Source organism: Streptomyces sp. NBC_00178 (assembly GCF_036206005.1).
Classification (GTDB): domain Bacteria; phylum Actinomycetota; class Actinomycetes; order Streptomycetales; family Streptomycetaceae; genus Streptomyces.
In genome coordinates, this window is sequence record NZ_CP108143.1 from 1,610,780 (window position 1) to 1,628,198 (window position 17,419).

Annotated in this window: 15 protein-coding genes; 5 read left to right on the forward strand and 10 right to left on the reverse strand. The window is 71.3% G+C overall.

What is annotated here, in order from left to right; all coding sequences use genetic code 11:
- Positions 1–93: 93 nt before the first annotated feature.
- The 5 genes from OHT61_RS06870 to OHT61_RS06890 all read right to left on the reverse strand — a co-directional run bounded on the left by OHT61_RS06870 (position 94) and on the right by OHT61_RS06890 (position 5,635).
- On the reverse strand, positions 94–1,068 hold the full coding sequence (locus tag OHT61_RS06870; protein ID WP_329035977.1) for an ABC transporter substrate-binding protein: 975 nt from the start codon (positions 1,066–1,068) through the stop codon (positions 94–96).
- 120 nt (positions 1,069–1,188) lie between these two features.
- On the reverse strand, positions 1,189–1,941 hold the full coding sequence (locus tag OHT61_RS06875; protein WP_329043125.1) for an amino acid ABC transporter ATP-binding protein: 753 nt from the start codon (positions 1,939–1,941) through the stop codon (positions 1,189–1,191).
- 32 nt (positions 1,942–1,973) lie between these two features.
- Positions 1,974–2,876, reverse strand: coding sequence for an amino acid ABC transporter permease (locus OHT61_RS06880; RefSeq protein ID WP_329035979.1), 903 nt, complete (start codon positions 2,874–2,876; stop codon positions 1,974–1,976).
- Between the two features lie 45 nt (positions 2,877–2,921).
- Positions 2,922–4,766 (reverse strand): FAD/NAD(P)-binding protein, encoded by a 1,845-nt coding sequence (locus tag OHT61_RS06885; RefSeq protein WP_329035980.1) that lies wholly within the window; start codon positions 4,764–4,766, stop codon positions 2,922–2,924.
- On the reverse strand, positions 4,763–5,635 hold the full coding sequence (locus tag OHT61_RS06890) for an amino acid ABC transporter permease (RefSeq protein ID WP_329035981.1): 873 nt from the start codon (positions 5,633–5,635) through the stop codon (positions 4,763–4,765). Before OHT61_RS06890 ends, OHT61_RS06885 begins: the two co-directional genes overlap by 4 nt.
- Positions 5,636–6,085: 450 nt before the next feature.
- Between OHT61_RS06890 and OHT61_RS06895 the strand changes: the two genes are divergently transcribed.
- Positions 6,086–7,024 carry an ABC transporter substrate-binding protein gene (locus OHT61_RS06895; RefSeq protein ID WP_329035983.1) on the forward strand — a complete coding sequence of 313 codons (939 nt, stop codon included), beginning with the start codon at positions 6,086–6,088 and terminating at the stop codon, positions 7,022–7,024.
- A 76-nt stretch (positions 7,025–7,100) separates the two neighbouring features.
- On the opposite strand, the gene OHT61_RS06900 is transcribed toward OHT61_RS06895, so the two are convergent.
- Positions 7,101–8,297, reverse strand: a complete 1,197-nt coding sequence (locus OHT61_RS06900; RefSeq protein ID WP_329043126.1) for a DUF5685 family protein — start codon at positions 8,295–8,297, stop codon at positions 7,101–7,103.
- Positions 8,298–8,606: 309 nt separating this feature from the next.
- On the opposite strand from OHT61_RS06900, the gene OHT61_RS06905 reads away from it, so the two are divergent.
- Complete coding sequence (locus tag OHT61_RS06905) at positions 8,607–9,047, forward strand: cell division protein SepF (protein ID WP_329035985.1); 441 nt, start codon at positions 8,607–8,609, stop codon at positions 9,045–9,047.
- Between the two features lie 22 nt (positions 9,048–9,069).
- On the opposite strand, the gene OHT61_RS06910 is transcribed toward OHT61_RS06905, so the two are convergent.
- Together OHT61_RS06910 and OHT61_RS06915 are read right to left on the reverse strand one after the other, a co-directional pair.
- Complete coding sequence (locus OHT61_RS06910) at positions 9,070–10,290, reverse strand: acyl-CoA dehydrogenase family protein (RefSeq protein WP_329035987.1); 1,221 nt, start codon at positions 10,288–10,290, stop codon at positions 9,070–9,072.
- Between the two features lie 96 nt (positions 10,291–10,386).
- On the reverse strand, positions 10,387–12,105 hold the full coding sequence (locus OHT61_RS06915) for an MFS transporter (RefSeq protein WP_329035989.1): 1,719 nt from the start codon (positions 12,103–12,105) through the stop codon (positions 10,387–10,389).
- A gap of 480 nt (positions 12,106–12,585) precedes the next feature.
- Between OHT61_RS06915 and OHT61_RS06920 the strand changes: the two genes are divergently transcribed.
- On the forward strand, positions 12,586–13,602 hold the full coding sequence (locus tag OHT61_RS06920) for a phosphatase PAP2 family protein (protein WP_329035990.1): 1,017 nt from the start codon (positions 12,586–12,588) through the stop codon (positions 13,600–13,602).
- Positions 13,603–13,712: 110 nt separating this feature from the next.
- Here the strand turns inward: OHT61_RS06920 and OHT61_RS06925 are convergent, their stop codons facing one another.
- Both OHT61_RS06925 and OHT61_RS06930 read right to left on the reverse strand, forming a co-directional pair.
- The gene (locus OHT61_RS06925; protein WP_327120096.1) at positions 13,713–13,928 is read right to left on the reverse strand and encodes an I78 family peptidase inhibitor; all 216 of its coding nucleotides are present in this window, start codon (positions 13,926–13,928) and stop codon (positions 13,713–13,715) included.
- A 634-nt stretch (positions 13,929–14,562) separates the two neighbouring features.
- Positions 14,563–15,843 (reverse strand): glycosyltransferase family 4 protein, encoded by a 1,281-nt coding sequence (locus OHT61_RS06930; protein ID WP_329035991.1) that lies wholly within the window; start codon positions 15,841–15,843, stop codon positions 14,563–14,565.
- A gap of 301 nt (positions 15,844–16,144) precedes the next feature.
- Here OHT61_RS06930 and OHT61_RS06935 point away from each other — a divergent pair, with 301 nt between their 5' ends.
- Both OHT61_RS06935 and OHT61_RS06940 read left to right on the forward strand, forming a co-directional pair.
- Positions 16,145–16,927, forward strand: coding sequence for a hypothetical protein (locus OHT61_RS06935; protein WP_329035994.1), 783 nt, complete (start codon positions 16,145–16,147; stop codon positions 16,925–16,927).
- A gap of 137 nt (positions 16,928–17,064) precedes the next feature.
- Positions 17,065–17,370, forward strand: a complete 306-nt coding sequence (locus OHT61_RS06940) for a hypothetical protein (RefSeq protein ID WP_329035996.1) — start codon at positions 17,065–17,067, stop codon at positions 17,368–17,370.
- Positions 17,371–17,419 lie beyond the last annotated feature (49 nt).

The following is a 17,419-nucleotide window of genomic DNA, read 5'->3' on the forward strand; positions in this document are numbered from 1 at the left end:
GGCCGGGCCTTCCGGGGTCAGGACCCGGCCGTGGTGGAGCCGGAAACGGCCGGGCCTCCCCGGATCAGGACCCGGCCGTGGGGTGAGTCGGCGTCAGCTCTTGGTCCTGGGGAGGCCCGGCGGGTTGATCTCGGACTTCTCGACGGCCTCGTTGGACAGACCCCAGCGCGCCAGCACCTCGGCGTACGAACCGTCCTGGATGATGTGGTCGATCGCGGCTCCGTAGGCCCCGACCAGCCCGCTGTCCTTCTTCGTGGTGGCGGCGATCTTCCCCTGGACGCCGTCGCCGCCGCCCGAGAGCGTGCCGACGATCTCGGACTGTCCTGCCGACGCGACGTGGTAGTTGGCCGAGGGGCTCGGGCCGAGGTGGGCGTCGATGCGGCCCGACTGGAGGGCCAGGTAGTAGTCGGTGTCCTTCTGGAAGTACTTGATGTCCACCGGCTCGCGTCCGGCCTTGACGTTCTGTTCGTTCCAGTCGACGAGGATCTTCTCCTGGTTGGTGCCGGAGGCGACGGAGACCGTCTTCCCGGCGACGTCCGCCGGGCCCTTCACCTTCCAGCCCGATCCCTTCTTCGCCTCGAAGGCGATGTTGTCGAGGCGGTAGGTGGCGAAGTCGTACTTCTCCTTGCGCTCCTCGGTCACCGTGACGTTGGACAGGACTCCGTCGAACTTCGAGCTGTCGAGGCCGACGAACAGGTTCTCCCAGGAGACCTCCTCGAACTCGGGCTTGAGGCCGAGGGTGTCGGCGATGAGGGTGGCCAGGTCGATCTCGCTGCCGATCCGGGTCCTGTCGTCCGTCGCGTAGAAGCCGAGCGGCGGCGAGGCGTCGGCGCTGGCGCCGAAGCGCAGCGTGCCCCGCTTCCGTACGGCGGCCGGCACCTCGGCCGCGAGGGCGTCCACCTTCTTGCCTCTGATGCGCTTCTGGTCGGGGCCGATGTTGATACCGGTGTCCTTCTGGCCCTTGGGGCGGATGACGTCCTCGGCCGCGTCACTGGCACCGCAGGCCGTGAGCAGCCCCGCGGCGGTGAGGGTGGCGAGGGCGGTGGTGAGGGTGCGGCGGACGGACACGTGGCTGCTCCTTGACTGCGGGGACGTGTGGTTCGAGGGCGTGGCGATGGGGGACGGGACGCTCGGGGGCGTGGCTTTCGGAGATGCGGCTCCGGGGGACCTGCGTGTCCTCGCCACGGCTCAGAGGACCTTGGAGAGGAAGGCGCGGGTGCGTTCCTGGACCGGGTGGTCGAGCACGTCGGCGGGCGGGCCCTGTTCGACGATCCTCCCCTCGTCCATGAAGACGACGGTGTCGGCGACCTCGCGGGCGAAGCCGATCTCGTGCGTGACGACGATCATCGTGGTGCCGCCGTGGGCGAGGTCCTTGATGACGTCGAGGACCTCGCCGACGAGTTCGGGGTCGAGTGCCGAGGTCGGCTCGTCGAAGAGCAGCAGCTTCGGTTCCAGGGCGAGGGCGCGGGCGATCGCGACGCGTTGCTGCTGGCCGCCGGAGAGCTGCTTGGGGTAGGCGCCGGCCTTGTCGGCGAGTCCGACGCGCGCCAGCAGCCGCTCCGCCGCCTCGACGGCTTCCTTGCGGGGCCGCCCGAGCGCGGAGACCGGGGCCTCGATGATGTTCTCGAGGACGGTGAGGTGCGGGAAGAGGTTGAAGTTCTGGAAGACGAAGCCGATCCGGGTGCGCTGGCGCAGGACCTCGCGTTCGCGCAGTTCGTACAGCTTGTCGCCGGACCTGCGGTAGCCGACCAGGGTGCCGTCGACGCTGATCCAGCCCCGGTCGACCTTCTCCAGGTGGTTGATGGTGCGCAGGAGGGTGGACTTCCCCGAGCCGGAGGGGCCGAGGACGACGGTCACCTCCCCCGTGCGTACGGACAGGTCGATGCCCCGGAGCACTTCGAGCGGGCCGAAGTTCTTGTGGACGGAGTGGATCTCGACCATGGCTTCTGTGCCGGTGGTCCCGACGGGTGCGCTCATCGCACGGCCCCCTTGGCGTAGTGACGTTCGACGTAGTGCTGGAGGACGGAGAGCGCGGTGGTCAGGAGGATGTACCAGACGGTGGCGACCATGAGCAGCGGCACGACCCGGCCGTTGCGCCCGTAGACGACCTGGACCTGGTAGAAGAGTTCGCCGATCGCCATGACGGAGACGATCGAGGTGCCCTTGAAGAGGGAGATGATCTCGTTGGCGGCGTTGGGCAGGATGGAGCGCATGGCCTGCGGCAGCACGATGCGCCGCAGCTGACGGAGCCGGGGGATGCCGAGCGCGGCTGCGGCCTCCAACTGGCCGCTGTCCACGGCGAGTACGCCGCCGCGGACGATCTCCGCGGCGTAGGCGGCCTGGTGCAGGGCGAGCCCGAGCACGGCGGCGCTCATCGCGCCGACGAGGTTCATGGTGTCGAAGGAGACGAAGCCGGGCCCGAACGGGATGCCGAAGCGGAGCTCCTTGTAGAGGTAGGCGAGGTTGAACCAGAACAGCAGCTGGACGATGAGCGGGATCGAGCGGAAGGCCCAGATGTAGGCGTACGCGACCGCCCTGAGGAACGGGCTGGCGGACAGCCGCATGAAGGCCAGGACGATGCCCAGCGCGAAGCCGATCACCGTGCCGTAGAAGGTCAGCTGGAGTGTGATCCAGACCGCGTGGAGGATGGTCTCGGTGGTGAAGAAGCGGGCGAAGACGTCCCATTCCCAGCCGGGGTTGGTGATCAGCCCGTTCACGAACTGGGCGAGCAGGACGGCGGTCACGGCCACCGCGACCCAGCGCCAGGGGTGGCGCACGGGGACGACTTTCAGGGCGGCGTACTCCAGGGCCGCGGCGTCTTCGCCGGGGCCGGCCCCCGCGGGGGTGTCGACGGGTGGATCGCTGGTCAGCGACATGGTATGGGTTCCTTCTGCGACGTGTACGGGCAGGGGGACGCGCGTTCAGGCGGTGCGGAGGTCCCGACAGGAGAGGTCGCGCAGGAACGCGAGGGCCGTGCGGGCGGTGGCGTCGTTCTGCCGGAAGGCCGGCCCGCCGGTGCGCGGCCGGGTGAAGGCGCCGCTGGAGCGGGCGGTGGTGTAGGGGCCGAGTGCGAAGCGGCGCGGGTGCGGACGGCCGTCGCGGTCCAGGATCCGGCTGTCGGCGGGGTCGACGGCGAGCAGTCCCGACTCGGTGCCCGCGGCCCCGTCCGCGTACAGGCCGCTCAGCAGGGTGCTGCGGGTGCGACGCAGAGACGGGTCGGGCAGCCTGGCCTCGACGAGGGCGCGGGCCTCCGTGCAGGCGCCGGGGACGGTGGCGCTGCGGGCCCGGAAGACGCCCTGCTCCTCGTCGGTCTCGACGGTCGTTTCCGCGCCGAGGAAGCGCACGATCCCGGCCCGTGAGAGGGCGAGGAGTTCGCGCAGGCGCTGCCCGGGCGGGCCCGAGGCGAGGTAGCTGAAGAAGCCGTGCCAGTGGCTGCCCGTGTCGCCGCCCAGCCGGGTCAGCTGCGCGTAGGCGGAGAGCAGTCCGAGGAACACCGCGAGGTCGGGGCTGTGCCGGGGGTCGTGGCGGCGTGCGAGGTCGGCGGTGATGTAGTCGCGCAGGGTGTCCTGCAAGGTGTCGTACGAGGCGTGGCGCACCCCGTCGAGCGGCCGGTCGAGGGCGTCCAGGTCGAGCCGGTCAGCCGGGTCGGGTACGGCGGACGCGACGAGGGCGGCGAGTTCGGGGCTGCCGGGATCCGCGACCGCGTACTTCTCCTCGAAGTCGGCCAGGCCGACGGCGGTGCGCTCGGGGTGGGCCGTGAACAGCCGGTGGTAGTGGGCGTGGCCGAGCTCCCTGGCGATCAGCGGCCACAGGTCGCGGCGGAAGTCCGCGGGGCCGGGGCGGTTCAGGGCCTCCGTCAGCTGCTCCGGACCGAAGTGGCGCGGCAGGGGCGGGCGTTCGCCCTGCCAGGTGTAGCCGATCTTGGAGTGGTAGGGGACCCCGCGCCGGGATCCGACGTACAGGACGGGCTCCTGGCCGGAGGGTACGTAGACACCGTTCTCGTGGCGCCCGCCCCGGCCTTCGGTGAGCAGCACCATCAGGTCGATGAAGGCGAGGCCGAGGCCGCGCACGATGACGGGTTCCCCGGCGGGCAGGGCGGTCAGGTCGGTGTCGGCGGTGAAGTCCGGTGGCAGGTGGACGAGTCCGTGCCGCGCGGCGAACGCGGAGAGCGCCGTCTGCTCGTCGTCCGGTTCCGCGTCGAGGTGCCCGACGGTGAGGACGACGAGGTCGGCCACGACCGGTTCGGCGGTCCCCTCGATCCAGACGTGCTGGCGGCCGTCCCGGGGTCCGGAGACGCGGTGCGCGAGCCCCTTGTGCTCGTGGACGGTGATGCCGGGCGGGAGCGCGGCGCGCGCCTGGTCGTACACCCAGCGCAGATAGGCGCTCTGCAGCCGCCTGCTGGGGAAGTCCTGGTCGCCGAGCCGGCGGATCTCCTCCAGGACCTCGGGGACGGCGTCGATGACGGTCCGTCCGTCGCGCACGCGGGCGGCCCAGGTGTGGAGCGCGGGTCCGGGGCGTACGGGCCCGTCGAGCTGGACCGTGTCGTCGGTGTACATGGTGACGTCCTCGGCCATGGAGTTCATCCAGAGCAGCGGGGACTGGTCCGCGCGCCAGATCCGGCCGCCGCCGGGCGGGTACGGGTCGACGAGGTGGATGTCGAGGGGCCGGTCGCCGTACAGCTCGGCGGCGTTGGCGGCGATGCGTTCGACGACTCCGGTGCCGCGCGGTCCGCCGCCTATGACGGCGAGGACGGGTGTGCGGCTCATCGTGCACCCGCCGTGCCGCGCGCGTAGTGCCGTTCGACGTAGTGCTGGCCGACGGACAGCAGCGAGGTGACGGCGACGTACCAGAGGGTGGCGACCAGCAGGAGCGGGATGACCTCGTAGGTGCGGTGGTAGACGAGCTGCACCGAGTAGAGCAGGTCCTGTACGGCGATGATGCTGACGATCGAGGTGCCCTTGAGCGTCCCGATCAGCATGTTCCCGGCGGGCGGGACGATGGAGCGCATGGCCTGCGGCAGCACGATCCGGCGGAGCCGGCGCCAGGGCCCGAGGCCCAGCGACTGGGCGGCCTCGATCTGGCCGGGCTCGACGGACAGGATTCCGCCGCGGACCACTTCGGCGGCGTACGCGGCCTCGTGGAGCGTGAGTCCGATGACGGCGACGGCGACGGGACCGAGAAGGTTGACCGTGTCCACGCCGAGGATCTGCGGGTAGAGCGCGCCGATGTTGAACCAGAAGAGCAGCTGCACCAGGATCGGTGTGGACCTGAACAGCCAGATGTAGCCCCAGCTGACGCCCCGCAGGACGGGGTTGCCGGAGAGCCTGAACACGGCGAGCAGGGTGCCCAGGGCGAAGCCGAGCATCATCACCAGGCCGGTCAGCCACAGAGTCAGTCCGAGGCCCCGGAGCACGGAGTCGGTCGTCAGGTGTTCGCCGACGACGTCCCACTGGAAGGCGTCGTTGCGGACGACGGACACCAGGGCCCCGGCGAGGAGGGCCAGGACCACGACGGCCGCTGTCCACTGCCCTGTTCGGCGTACGGGGACGATGCGCGGGACCGGTGCCCGGGCGTCGTCGTTCTTGCGGGGCGGGGCGGGGGGCGAGGAGGGAGGGCTGTCTGTCTGCGCGGGCATGGGAAGGCTCCGTGGATGCAGAGATCGAACACGGGGCGTGCCTTCAGCGCGAACACAACGTGGACCGGGCCCCTCAGCGCCGGTCCGTTCCTGAGAAAAGCGTCATGCGGGACGAGTTGTCAAGCCTGTCCACAGTGTGAGCCGTACGTCTCACGGCAGTTGACGCGCACCCGGATGCCTGTTCCACTGGGGCCATGTATCCGCAGCTGTGGCTGGTCACCCGCTCCCACATCGACTTCGGTCGTGTGTGGTCCTGTTCCTGTTGAGCTGACCCCCCTGCGCTTCCCCTGCCTCCGCTCGCGCCCTTCCCGGCGTTCGAGCTCTTTCCGCAGCGTTCCTTCGCGTGCACAACTCCGCTCCACCCTCCCCTCGTTCACCTGATCTCCCGCCGCGACGCTCCGTGCCGCCCATGCCACGGAGCGCGGTCGACGAACCCGGAGAAACTCCGTCATGCCCAGAAACAGGCACACCGCCGCCTTCGCGCTGATCACCGTGGCCGCCCTCTCGCTCACCGCCTGCGGGTCCGGCGATCCCGCCGCCTCGCCGGCCGGGGCCACGTCCGGGGTCAAGGGGAAGATCCCCGTCACGGACGTGGTGTCGTCGGTGAAGAAGGACGACGCGGCGGCGAAGCTGCTGCCCGGCAGGGTGCGCGCCTCGGGCACCCTCTCCCTCGCGTCCAGCATCGGGGCGCCGCCCGGGGCGTTCTACCTGGAGGACGGGAAGACGCTCGCCGGCGCGGACATCGACTTCGCGGACGCGGTGGCGAAGAAGCTGGGGCTGAAGCTGAAGCGGGAGGTGGCCTCGTTCGAGGCGATCCTGCCCGCGCTCGGCAGCGGGAAGTACGACGTGGGCACAGGCAACTTCGGAGTGACGGACGAGCGCCGGAAGACGATCGACTTCGTGACGTACATCAACGACGGCCAGGGCTTCGCCGTCCGCGACGACAGCGAGCTCAAGGAGGTCACGGACCTCACCCAGCTGTGCGGCCTGACCGTCGGCACGGGCGCCGGGACCACCTTCGAGGCGACCCTGGAGGAGAACAGGCACCGGTGCGCCGACGCCGGCAGGAAGCCGTACGAGGTCAGGACGTACGCCGATCAGGCGGCCGTCTGGATCTCGCTCCAGCAGGGCCGCAGCGACGTCCTGATGAGCACGATCAACGGGCTGCGGTACGCCGTGTCCCAGCAGGAGGGGCTGCGTTTCCTCAACGAGTTCAAGCGGCTGGACGTCGGTTTCGCCTTCAAGAAGGGCACCCCGTTGGCACCCGCCTTCCAGGCCGCGGTCAACGGCCTCAAGGAGGACGGGACCTACGACCGCATCCTGAAGAAGTGGGGCACCGGGGAGTCGGCCATCGAGTCGTCCCGGATCTCGCCGCCCGAGATCCGGTGAAGCACGGCCGGCGCGGCGGCCGGTCCGGTGCCGGCGGGCGTTCGGACCCGCTGCGCGGCAGCGGTCCGGCGCCGGCTCAGCAGTCGCACCCGCAGTCGCAGCCCTCGCAGCAGCTGCAGCAGTTCCCGCAGCAGTCGCAGCCCTCACCGCACCCCTCGCACCAGTCGCAGCAGTCGGCCTTGTGACAGAGCCCTTCGCGCTCCCTGCCGCTCCAGGGGTCGTGGAAGCTGCCGGCGCAGCACAACTGGCAGGTGCAGGCGAGACCCGCCCAGACCAGGCAGCCGGCGACGAGGCCCCGCCGGTTGCGGGGCGGTTCGGGAGGAAGCGGCGGGCCGGGCGGAGCACCCGGGGCGTACGGGTTCCCGGGCGGCGGGCCGAACGATCCGGCCGGCCCCCCGCCCTCCTGGTGGGTGCACGACGCCGAGCCGAAGGCCCGGTCCACGGAGCGCCGGAGCTCGTGGACCAGCAGGACGTGCGCGAGCGTGCCGTCGGTGAATTCCGTGTCCCGCAGCGCGAGCCGCACGCCGTGGAGCGCGTCGTCGCACAGCCGGCGCGCCTCGGTCAGGGGTGTGCCGGTCGCGGCGAGCGGGTTCCAGGCGCCTGACGCGGCGTCTGTTTCCCTGTCCTCCACGGCGTCCAGCAGATGCGCGAGCCGGCCGAAGAGGCGCCCGGCCTCGGCGAGCGGCGCCGCGTTCCCGGGCTTCCCGGCGAGCACGGCGGTGTGCGCGAAGGCCGCGGCGGTGGCCGTCTCGGTGGGTTCGGTGACCGTCAGCAGCGGGGTGCCGGGCCCGGTGAGGGCCTCGATACCGGTCTGCCGGTCGACGGCCTCGACCAGCACGGTGGTGTCGAAGCCGAGCTCGGCGCCGGTGCGCGCGCCCGCCCTGTCCCAGCCGGCGGCGACCCGGCGTGCGGCGGCGGCCACGGGGCGCCGCTTCAACAGGCCGTCCCGGTCGGCCACATGGTCACGGACCTTGGCGGAGGCCAGGACCAGCGACACGGCGGCGGCGAGCCGGGCCCCTTCGCCTCGGGCCACCGGGGCGGTCCGCATCGAGCGCAGGGGGCAGGGTCCCGCCGTACGCCTCTGCCCGCCGTCCCGGACGGACTGAGCCTCCGTCAGGACCGAGACGATCAGGCCGTCGTAGTTCGTGACGACCCGGGCGAACTGCCCGTGGTCGGCGCGCAGGGCGAGGCACAGCCCGCAGAGATGCGCCATCCACTCCGTTTTGAGCCCCTCGGAGAGCCGGTGGGTACAGGGCCTCACGATTCCGAACACGACGATCCCCCGGGAGCCGTTCACCTGACGCACCGCGCTCGTGCGCCTGCGCGGCGTGCATCGTATCGAGTGATCCGTTCACCCGTACGTACTCCATGTCACCCGTACGGACGGGAGCATCATATTTTCCTTCCGCAACCCCACTTATACGGTAGGAACCCTGACGAATCGCCACATGATCTGCACCAGTAGCGTCACGAATCGCCTGCGCGCCGACTATCCCCTTGGCGCTGTATCCGCATCATGGACGACCATAGGGATAGGAAAGAGATGCGGAACACCAGAGAACCGCGGTGAGAGGAGGCGTCCATGGGATCGGTGCGCAAGGCAAGTGCCTGGCTGGGCCTCGTGGAGGACAACGACGAGCGCTACTACGACGACGAGTACTCCGAGGAGGGCGATACCGGCACGAACCAGCCCTGGGTGACCGACCCGCGCGTTCAGGTCGCATCGGAGAAGGCCGTGGACACGGGCCGCCGGATCGCCACCGTCACCCCGGACAGCTTCCGGGACGCGCGGGGCATCGGTGAGCTCTTCCGGGAAGGCGTACCGGTGATCGTCAACCTGACGGCCATGGACCCCACCGACGCGAAGCGCGTCGTGGACTTCGCGGCGGGACTGACCTTCGGCCTCCGCGGCTCGATCGAGCGGGTGGCGACCCGGGTCTTCCTGCTGACCCCTGCCCACACCCAGGTGGTGAACGGCGAAGCCGCCGGCCGGCCGGCCGACGGCTTCTTCAACCAGAGCTGAGCAGGGCGCTCGCCGGGGAGTCCTACCGGAAAGCGTCCAGGCCGGTGAGCGCCTTGCCCAGCACGAGCTGGTGCATCTCCACGGTTCCCTCGTAGGTGAGCACCGACTCCAGATTCGTCGCGTGACGCATGACCGGGTACTCCAGGGAGATCCCGTTGGCGCCGAGGATCGTCCGCGAGGTGCGGCAGATCTCGATCGCCTCACGCACGTTGTTGAGTTTTCCGAAGCTGACCTGCTCCGGGCGGAGCCTGCCCGCGTCCATCCGGCGGCCCAGATGGTGGGCGAGCAGGACGCCCTTGTGGAGTTCCAGGGCCATGTCCGCGAGCTTGGCCTGGGTGAGCTGGAAACCGCCGATCGGCCTGCCGAACTGCTCGCGGGAGCCCGCGTAGTCCAGCGCGGCCTCGAAGCTCGCGCGCGCCGCGCCCATGGCCCCCCAGACGATGCCGTAGCGGGCGTGGTTCAGGCATCCGAGAGGTCCGCGCAGCCCGGTCGCCCCGGGCAGGACCGCGTCGGCGGGCAGCCGCACCCCGTCGAGCACCAGTTCACTGGTGACGGAGGCGCGCAGCGACCACTTGTGCTTGATCTCGGGCGCCGAGAAACCGGGGCTGTCCGTCGGCACGACGAACCCGCGGACGCCCGCCCCGCCGCTCGCCTCGTCGGTCTGCGCCCATACGACGGCGACACCGGCGACCGAGCCGTTGGTGATCCACATCTTGCGTCCGGTGAGGACCCAGTCCGTGCCGTCGCGCTTGGCGTGGGTGCGCATCCCCGCGGGGTCCGAGCCGTGGTCGGGTTCGGTGAGGCCGAAACAGCCGATGATCTCGCCCGCGGCCATGCCGGGCAGCCAGCGCTCCCTCTGCTCCTCGGAGCCGAAGCGGTGGATGGCGTACATCGCGAGCGAGCCCTGCACGGAGACCAGGGAGCGGATGCCGCTGTCCGCGGCCTCCAGCTCCAGACAGGCCAGGCCGTACTGGACGGCGCTCGCTCCCGCGCAGCCGTATCCCTTCAGGGACATGCCCAGCGCGCCGAGCGACCCCAGCTCCCGGGCCAGCTCACGGATGCCCGGCAGCTCACCCTTCTCGTACCACTCGGCGATGTGCGGGAGGACCCACTCGCCGGCCCAGGTGCGCACGGTGTCCCGGATCGCGAGGTCCTCCGGGTCGAGGAGATCGTCGATGCCGAGGGGGTCGCGCGGGTCGAACGGGGGGAGCTTCGACGGCTTCGCGGACTCGGTGGTGGACATGAGGGTGCCTCCGGCGGCTCGCACGGTACGGAAACGGACGCGCCACGGTACTGAAACTAGCAGTGCTCATTTACGACGCCCTGCCGACGGTACGGCTCAGCGTGCGGCCCGTCCAGAGCCCGCCACCTCGGCCGGTTCGCGGCGCGCGGGCAGCACCGGCCTGCGCCCCTGCCCGGACGCCTTGCGCGGCCCCGCTCCCCGGCCCGGGCCGCCCGGTGCGGCGGCCTGCTCCGGCACCGCGGCCGACGGCTCCCGGCAGGACTCCGCCGCGGTGGAGCAGTCCATGACCCGCGGCAGGCGCAGCGCCGCCAGGGCGCCGAGCAGCAGCAGACCGGCGCTGACCAGGAGCGTGATGTGCAGCCCCTGCACGAAGGCATGCCGGGCCGTGTCCCGCAGCAGGTCCCCCATGGGCCCGCCGAGCCGCCCCGCGACCTGGTAGGCCTCGCCGAGCGAGCGTGAGGCCGCCGCTCCGGCCGGGGCGGGAACCCCCTCCTCGTGGAGCCGGGAGAGCCCGGGGGTGTACGCGGCGTTCATGACGCTGCCGAGCAGGGCGATCCCCATGCCCGCCCCCAGCTGGTAGGACGTCTCGCCGATCGCGGCCGCTCCCCCGGCCCGCTCGGCGGGGGCCTCGCTCAGCATGGACTCGTACGCCCCGAACAGCGTGGACTGCAGCCCGAAGCCCAGCAGCACGAAGGCCGCCGTGAGCAGCGCGGGCCGGTCGTGCTGCCCCATCAGGGTCAGCAGCAGCACCGAGGCCGCCGTGAGCACGAAGCCCCAGCCGACCATCCGGCGCGGGCCGACCCTGCGCAGGGTGTACGAGCCGGTGGCTCCCGCCGCCATCGCGGCGAACGTCAGCGGAAGGAGGCGCAGACCGGTCTCCAGCGGGCTGAGGCCGAGGACGAGCTGGAGGTACTGCACGGCGATCAGTTCGAGGCCGACCAGGGCGAGCATGGCCAGGACGATGCAGCCGACGGAGGTGGTGAAGGCGGGCCGGGCGAACATCGTGATGTCGATCAGCGGATGCGTACGGCGCTTCTGCCGGCGCACGAAGAGGACGAGCAGGGCGGCGCCGACGAGGAGGGGGACGAGCGTGGCGGCGTCCACCAGCCCCTCGCCGCCGCCGATCCGCTTGATCCCGAGGACGACCCCGAGGACACCGGCGGCGGCCATCAGTGCGCCGAGCACGTCCCAGGGACCGTCGTCCCCGCCGCGCGACTCGGGCAGCAGCCAGCGGCCCAGCGGGAGGATCAGCGCCATGAGCGGGATGTTGATCAGGAAGACGGAGCCCCACCAGTAGTGCTCGACGAGGAATCCGCCGATGACGGGTCCGGTGGCGGCGCCCACCGCGGCTACCGCGGTCCACACCCCGATGGCGAGGGCCCGCTCCCGGCGGTCGGGAAAGACCTGGCGGAGTATCGACAGCGTGGCCGGCATGATCATCGCGCCGCCGACGCCGAGCAGGGCGCGGGCCGCGATCAGCATGCCCTGCGAGTCGGCGGTCGCCGCGAGCGCGGAGGCGATCCCGAACAGCGCGTAGCCGATCAGGAGGACCCGGCGTCTGCCGATCCGGTCACCCAGCGTGCCGAAGAGGATCAGCAGCGAGGCGCAGACGAGCGGATAGGCGTCCACGATCCACAGCAGTCCGACGGCACTGGGCCGCAGGTCCTCGGTGACGGCGGGGACGGCGACGTGCAGCACGGTCGCGTCGAGCGCGACCAGCAGCAGACTGAAACAGAGGACGACCAGCACGACCCAGCGGTTGGCACCGTCGGCCGCAGCGCGCAGCCTGCTCACGGCTGTGGACGTCCCGGTCATGTACGTACCTCCCACAATGAGTCCCTCGCGCTCGGCAGACCGCTGGGGATCCGGCTTCCGGCAATCCCCCAGGCCCGGCATCGACGGGCGAGTGGCCGCCAGCGTACGCGAGTTCTCCGTGGTCACACGTGGTGCACCTCATACGTTCGCGCGCCACGCGGTGTGGTGTACGCCACTTGACTTCCGGCGCCCGGGGCGCCCGGTGAGCCACCCCGGCCGCAGGTCCGCGACCCTGCGGCCGTCCGCCGCGGGCCTGCCCCGAATAGCTCCGCGCAGGTGCGAAGGAGCGGCCCTGCACCAATTCATCGACCCTCAAACATTTCTGCGAATAACGCCACACGCGAATAGCGGGAGAGGCCGGGGGGATTCCGCGGAGGGCCGGGAATGGATACCGGCCTGAGACGAAGTCCACATCACATCGTCATCACAAAGACGCGGGATCGGCCGGATCGCACACTCACTCGCTGTAACGTCCATTGCGTGCGTACCGACATCTTTGCCCGTCTGGACCGGGAGCCGGAACCGCCGAAGATAGAGATCCCGCGGATGAGCCGTCACCGCATCGCTCTCTTCGGCGGGACTTTGGCGTTCTATGTCGCCATCGTCTTCGCCGTGCTCGTCTCGTCCTGGCTGGTGGCCCTCGACTGGAAGGTCATGCTGTTCCGGCCGTATCAGCAGTGGCCCGGACTCCATGCCTTCCTCGACTACTACGTCGTGCTCGGACAGCGCGGCCCCACGGCCGTGATGGTCGCCGCCTGGCTCGGCTGGCGCTCCTGGCGCCAGCACACGCTGCGTCCTCTGCTCACCCTCGGGACGTCACTGCTGCTGCTCAACGTGACGGTGGGTGCGGTCAAGCTCGGACTGGGGCGGCTCGGACCTCATTACGCCACGGAGATCGGCTCGGCCGAGCTCTTCGCCGGCGGCGATATATTTCCTTCGGGACACACCGCCAACGCCGTCGTGACCTGGGGGATCCTCGCCTATCTGGCCACCACGCCGCGTGCCAGGCGCTACCTGTCGGCCGTGTCGGCGTTCGTCTCCCTGGGCGTGGGGCTGACCACGGTCTACATCGGCACCCACTGGCTGAGTGACGTGCTGCTGGGCTGGGCGGCCGGCCTGCTGATCCTGCTGGCCCTGCCGTGGTTCGAACCGCTGATCACGCGTACCGAGGTGTGGATCCTGTCGGTGCGCGAGCAGTGGCGGGCCCGGCGCAGGCTCCGGGCCTCCGTTCCGGCAGCCCCCGTGGGGCCGGGACCGGTCGTCGTCCTGCCCCAGTCGCTGAGCGTCGGCGAGGGCTCCCAGGAGCCGGCCAAGGGCCAGGCGCAGACGGGCCCCGCCGGGCATCCGGGGGCGGCCCGGGCGAGGGCGCACCCCGTGCGCTCCGAGCGGACGCCGCTCACCCCGGGCGGCTCGCGCCGTCCGCCGCACGCCGACCGCGCGCCGCGCGGCGCCACCGCTCAGGCCCGTCCCGTCACGGGCGGGACGGTGTCCCCCTGAACGGTGTCCCCCTGACCTGCGGGAACGGTGCGGACGCCCGGTGATCGTGCATGACTGAGGGCCCCGGCGATGCCGGGGCCCTCAGTCATGCACGGCTGCGGTGGCCGGGGTCAGCCCACCCAGCAGCGGGTCACCGTCGCGTCCTCGACCTCGAAGTTGATGCGGCCGCCCCGGAACTCCATGGTGATGACCGTGCCCGGCGGGAGGGCCCTGACGGTGCTCCAGCCGCGCGCTCTGGCCTGCTGGTCGGCGGTCTCGGCGGCGAGGCCGACGTAGGACTCGGGGTTGTCGTCGGGCTGGGCGGAAGCGTTGGGTAGAGGTGCCATACCCCTCACCGTAGGCCGCCTCGCAGCGTGACGGAAGCGGGACGCGGCCCGGCAGCGGCCCACCCCGTGCCCCTCGGCTGTCACGCTTGTGTCACAGGATCCCCACGACCGTTTACGGCGATCCACTTCATCCGAACGGGCGGACGAGCCGTGTCCGGAACAATTGCGAACCGGTCGCGATATGCCGCACCGGTCGTCGCCCCGCCCGAATACACACAGGCCGGAATCCCGGGTGGCCCTCACATTCCCGTCCCCCCGGAAAGGCGAATACACGACCGATCCACTCGGAATTCACACCCGCTTATCCAGGGCTTACCCGGCCCCGGCGCCGCCGCCTCCGGGGGCGCCCCCTGGCGAGGCGGTCCCCGGCACCATCCGGAATGAACCGGTCCGGCAAAGCGCGGGCGCGGGGGCCTCCACGGGCGGCCAAGGGATGTCCCGCGGTCCGTGGTGGACCGGCGCGCGGCGTCCGTTGCGGGACTTCGCACGGCGGAGGGGGGTCCGCATCCGGGTCGCGTCCGGGCGTCCCGACACGGCGGCGAGGGGCCGTGGCCGTCGTCGTACGCCCGCCGGGGCTGACGGGGCAGCCCCTGGGTGCCGTAGCCGTACGCCCACCCTGGATGGCGGGCGGCTCTCAGTTCCGGCCGCGGCGGATCACCTCCGCCGCCCTGTGGCGCAGCGCGTACACCCCGTCCAGGGCATCGCCGCCGGATCGCCAGACCGCGTTGCGCATCGCGCCCTGCGAGCGGCCCCGGGCACCGCGCGCGATCAGATCGTTGAAGAGCGCCTCGTGCCGCTCCGCGATGAGCGCGGGGTCGAACCGGGCGGCGGACTCGCGCGCTGCCCGGCCCATCCGCCGGCGCAGGGCGTGGTCGTCCACAAGGCCGAGGAGTGCCCGGGCGAAGGCCGCCGTGTCCCCCGGTGGCACCAGCCGGCCGTCCGTGCCGTCCTCGATGATCTCGGCGGGCCCGTGCGGGCAGTCCGTGGCGACGACCGGCACCCCGCAGCGCATCGCCTCCACGATGGTCATCCCGAAGGACTCGCGCTCGGAGGTGACGGCCGCGATGGAGCCCTTGGGCCACTCCGCCTCCATCGGGTCGACCGATCCCATCAGGGACACGCGCTCGGCGAGCCCGAGCTCACCGACGAGCGCGCGGAGCGGCTCCCGTTCGTTGCCGGAGGCGTCACCGGCGCCGTAGATCCTCAGCCGCCATTCCGGGCGAGCGGCGGCCACCTCGGCGAACGCGCGGATCAGGACGTCGTACCGCTTGACCCGGTGCAGGCGTCCCGCTGCCACGATCCACTTCGCCTCGCCGTCGGCGGGAGGTCCGGCCGGTTCGGGAACGCTGTTGGGGATGGCCTCGATCCTGACCCCGGGCAGTCGCAGTCTGCTGCGGTAGTCGCGCGCGTCGGCCTCGGTGACGGTCGTGAGCGCGTCGATGAGTCCGTAGCGGTGCCTTATCTCCCTGCGCAGCCGGTAGCCGTGGCTCTCCAGGGTGAGGTGCTCCTGCCCGACGCGCACCGGGCCCCGGCGTGCCTGCCTGCTGATGTGGATGTTGAGGCCCGGGCGCGTACCGACCACGACGTCGGCCTCCAGTGCCCCGAGGTGGCGGGCGATGCGCCGGTCGGTGAGCCTGCTGTACTGCCGGTACCTGCTGTCACCGCGCGGGAAGACCGAGGCGGGCACGGCGTGGTCGGCGCCGGCCCCCTCGTAGCCCGGGCTCGACTTGCGGAGGTCGACGAGATGGCTCATCCGGACACCGGCCGGCGCGCCGAGCACCGGATCGTCCCGGTGCCGGAAGACGGAGACGATCTCGACGTCGTGCTGCTCGGCCAGGGTCCTGGCGAGCGTGAAGGTGGTACGGATCGTTCCCCCGATGCCGTACGCGTTGTGGAGCAGGAATGAAATGTGCATTGCGTAGTCGTTTCCCCTGATCGACCGGTTGGCTTCGGACCTTACGCGGCGTCAGAAGAGGGCACAGGATTCGCACAGGAGTCGTACAGACCCGTGACGATTCGAACGAACAGCCGTGATCTGAGAGGTGTTTTACGGAACCCATGACTCCGAATCCGCTGCGTGCTGCTGCGGCCGGTCACCGTGCGGAATCGGCCGCCCGATCTCCCGTATTCGCGCGTGACCCCGGACCCGGTACGGCCGTTGTCTCTTCATGAGCCGGGAACCGCCCGGCCCATGCCCCGAGTTCGAGGAGCCACCCGTGCCGCGCATGCTCGACGTCAGCGAGGACGTACGCGCCGAGATCGGCGATGCCGAAGCCGACAGGCTGCTCGTCGGCGACAGCGCCCCAGGCAGTTACGACTGCACTTCCTGCCGCACCCCCGGCGACTCCGACCAGGAACGCACCAGCACGGTGCTGTTCGTCGGTGACGAGACCGCCGTGCTCGCCTTCGCCCACGCGACCTGCATCCCCTCACAGGTCGTCCAGGTCGCGGAGGACCAGTTGCAGGGAGCCGTGCGGTCCATCACCGGCAGCGAGCCACAGAATCCGGAGGGCCTCATGCCCGAACAGGCCGTCCTCGGTATCACCAGCGGTCTCGTCCTGATCGAGGACGACCTCCGCCCGGCGCTGGTCGTCGAACCGACCGGTCCGATCGCCCGGCCCGGGACGGACGGCAGCGGTGGCGACCAGTTCCTGCAGCTCCTGCTGGAGCAGGGGTTCATGCACACCCCGAACCTGAACCAGCTCCCCGGTGTCCTTCCCGGGTGGTCGGTCCTCCTGGCGATGGGTCAGCTGCACGCCGTGCTGCAGCCGGGAGCCGGTGGCGGCAACCCGGTCGCCTGGTGGCAGGCGCACCAGCCGCTGCAGGTCACCGAGGGCTGGCGTACGGCCGCGAGCAAGTCGCGGAGCGTCCTGGTGTTCGCCGCGCCGGCCGGCTCCATCGGCCAGCAGCCGCGCGAGGACCTCCTCCGTGACGCCCTGGACAAGGCCGCGGTCAACGGGCTCCTGGTCGCCGCGACGATGCCGCTGGCCGGGACCTGATCGTGCCCGCGCCGCTCTCCCCTGCCCGCCGAACTGCGATTTTCCCGTCCGGCCCGCATCCGACGGGCGGTGAGGTCGTTGGCACCTACGTGCACTCATACGACCCTTCTCGCCACCAGCAGCCCCCGATCCCGGCCATGCGCCCGTCGCAGGAACCCTCGGGAGGCAAGTCCCCCACCCCGATCTACGACGCGCTGTACTCCGAGTACCGGCGATCGTTCCGGGCGCTTCCGGGGGATCGCTCCGGCGAGGAGAATCTCGGCTTCCGGACGTTCGGCATCGGGATGTTCGGCAGCCGTGCACCGCTGAGCGGCCGTACGGCGGCGAACGCCCAGGGAAGTCACGGCGCGGGCGGCGCCAACCCGGGGTCCTGGCAGCGTGTGGGACGGCACGCGGGGCGGGCCAGGCCCGCGGCGCTGCCCCCGGGGTCCACGGACGTGTGACGGCTGGACGCGGCACGGACGCGTGACGGCGTGACGAAGCCCCGGACCT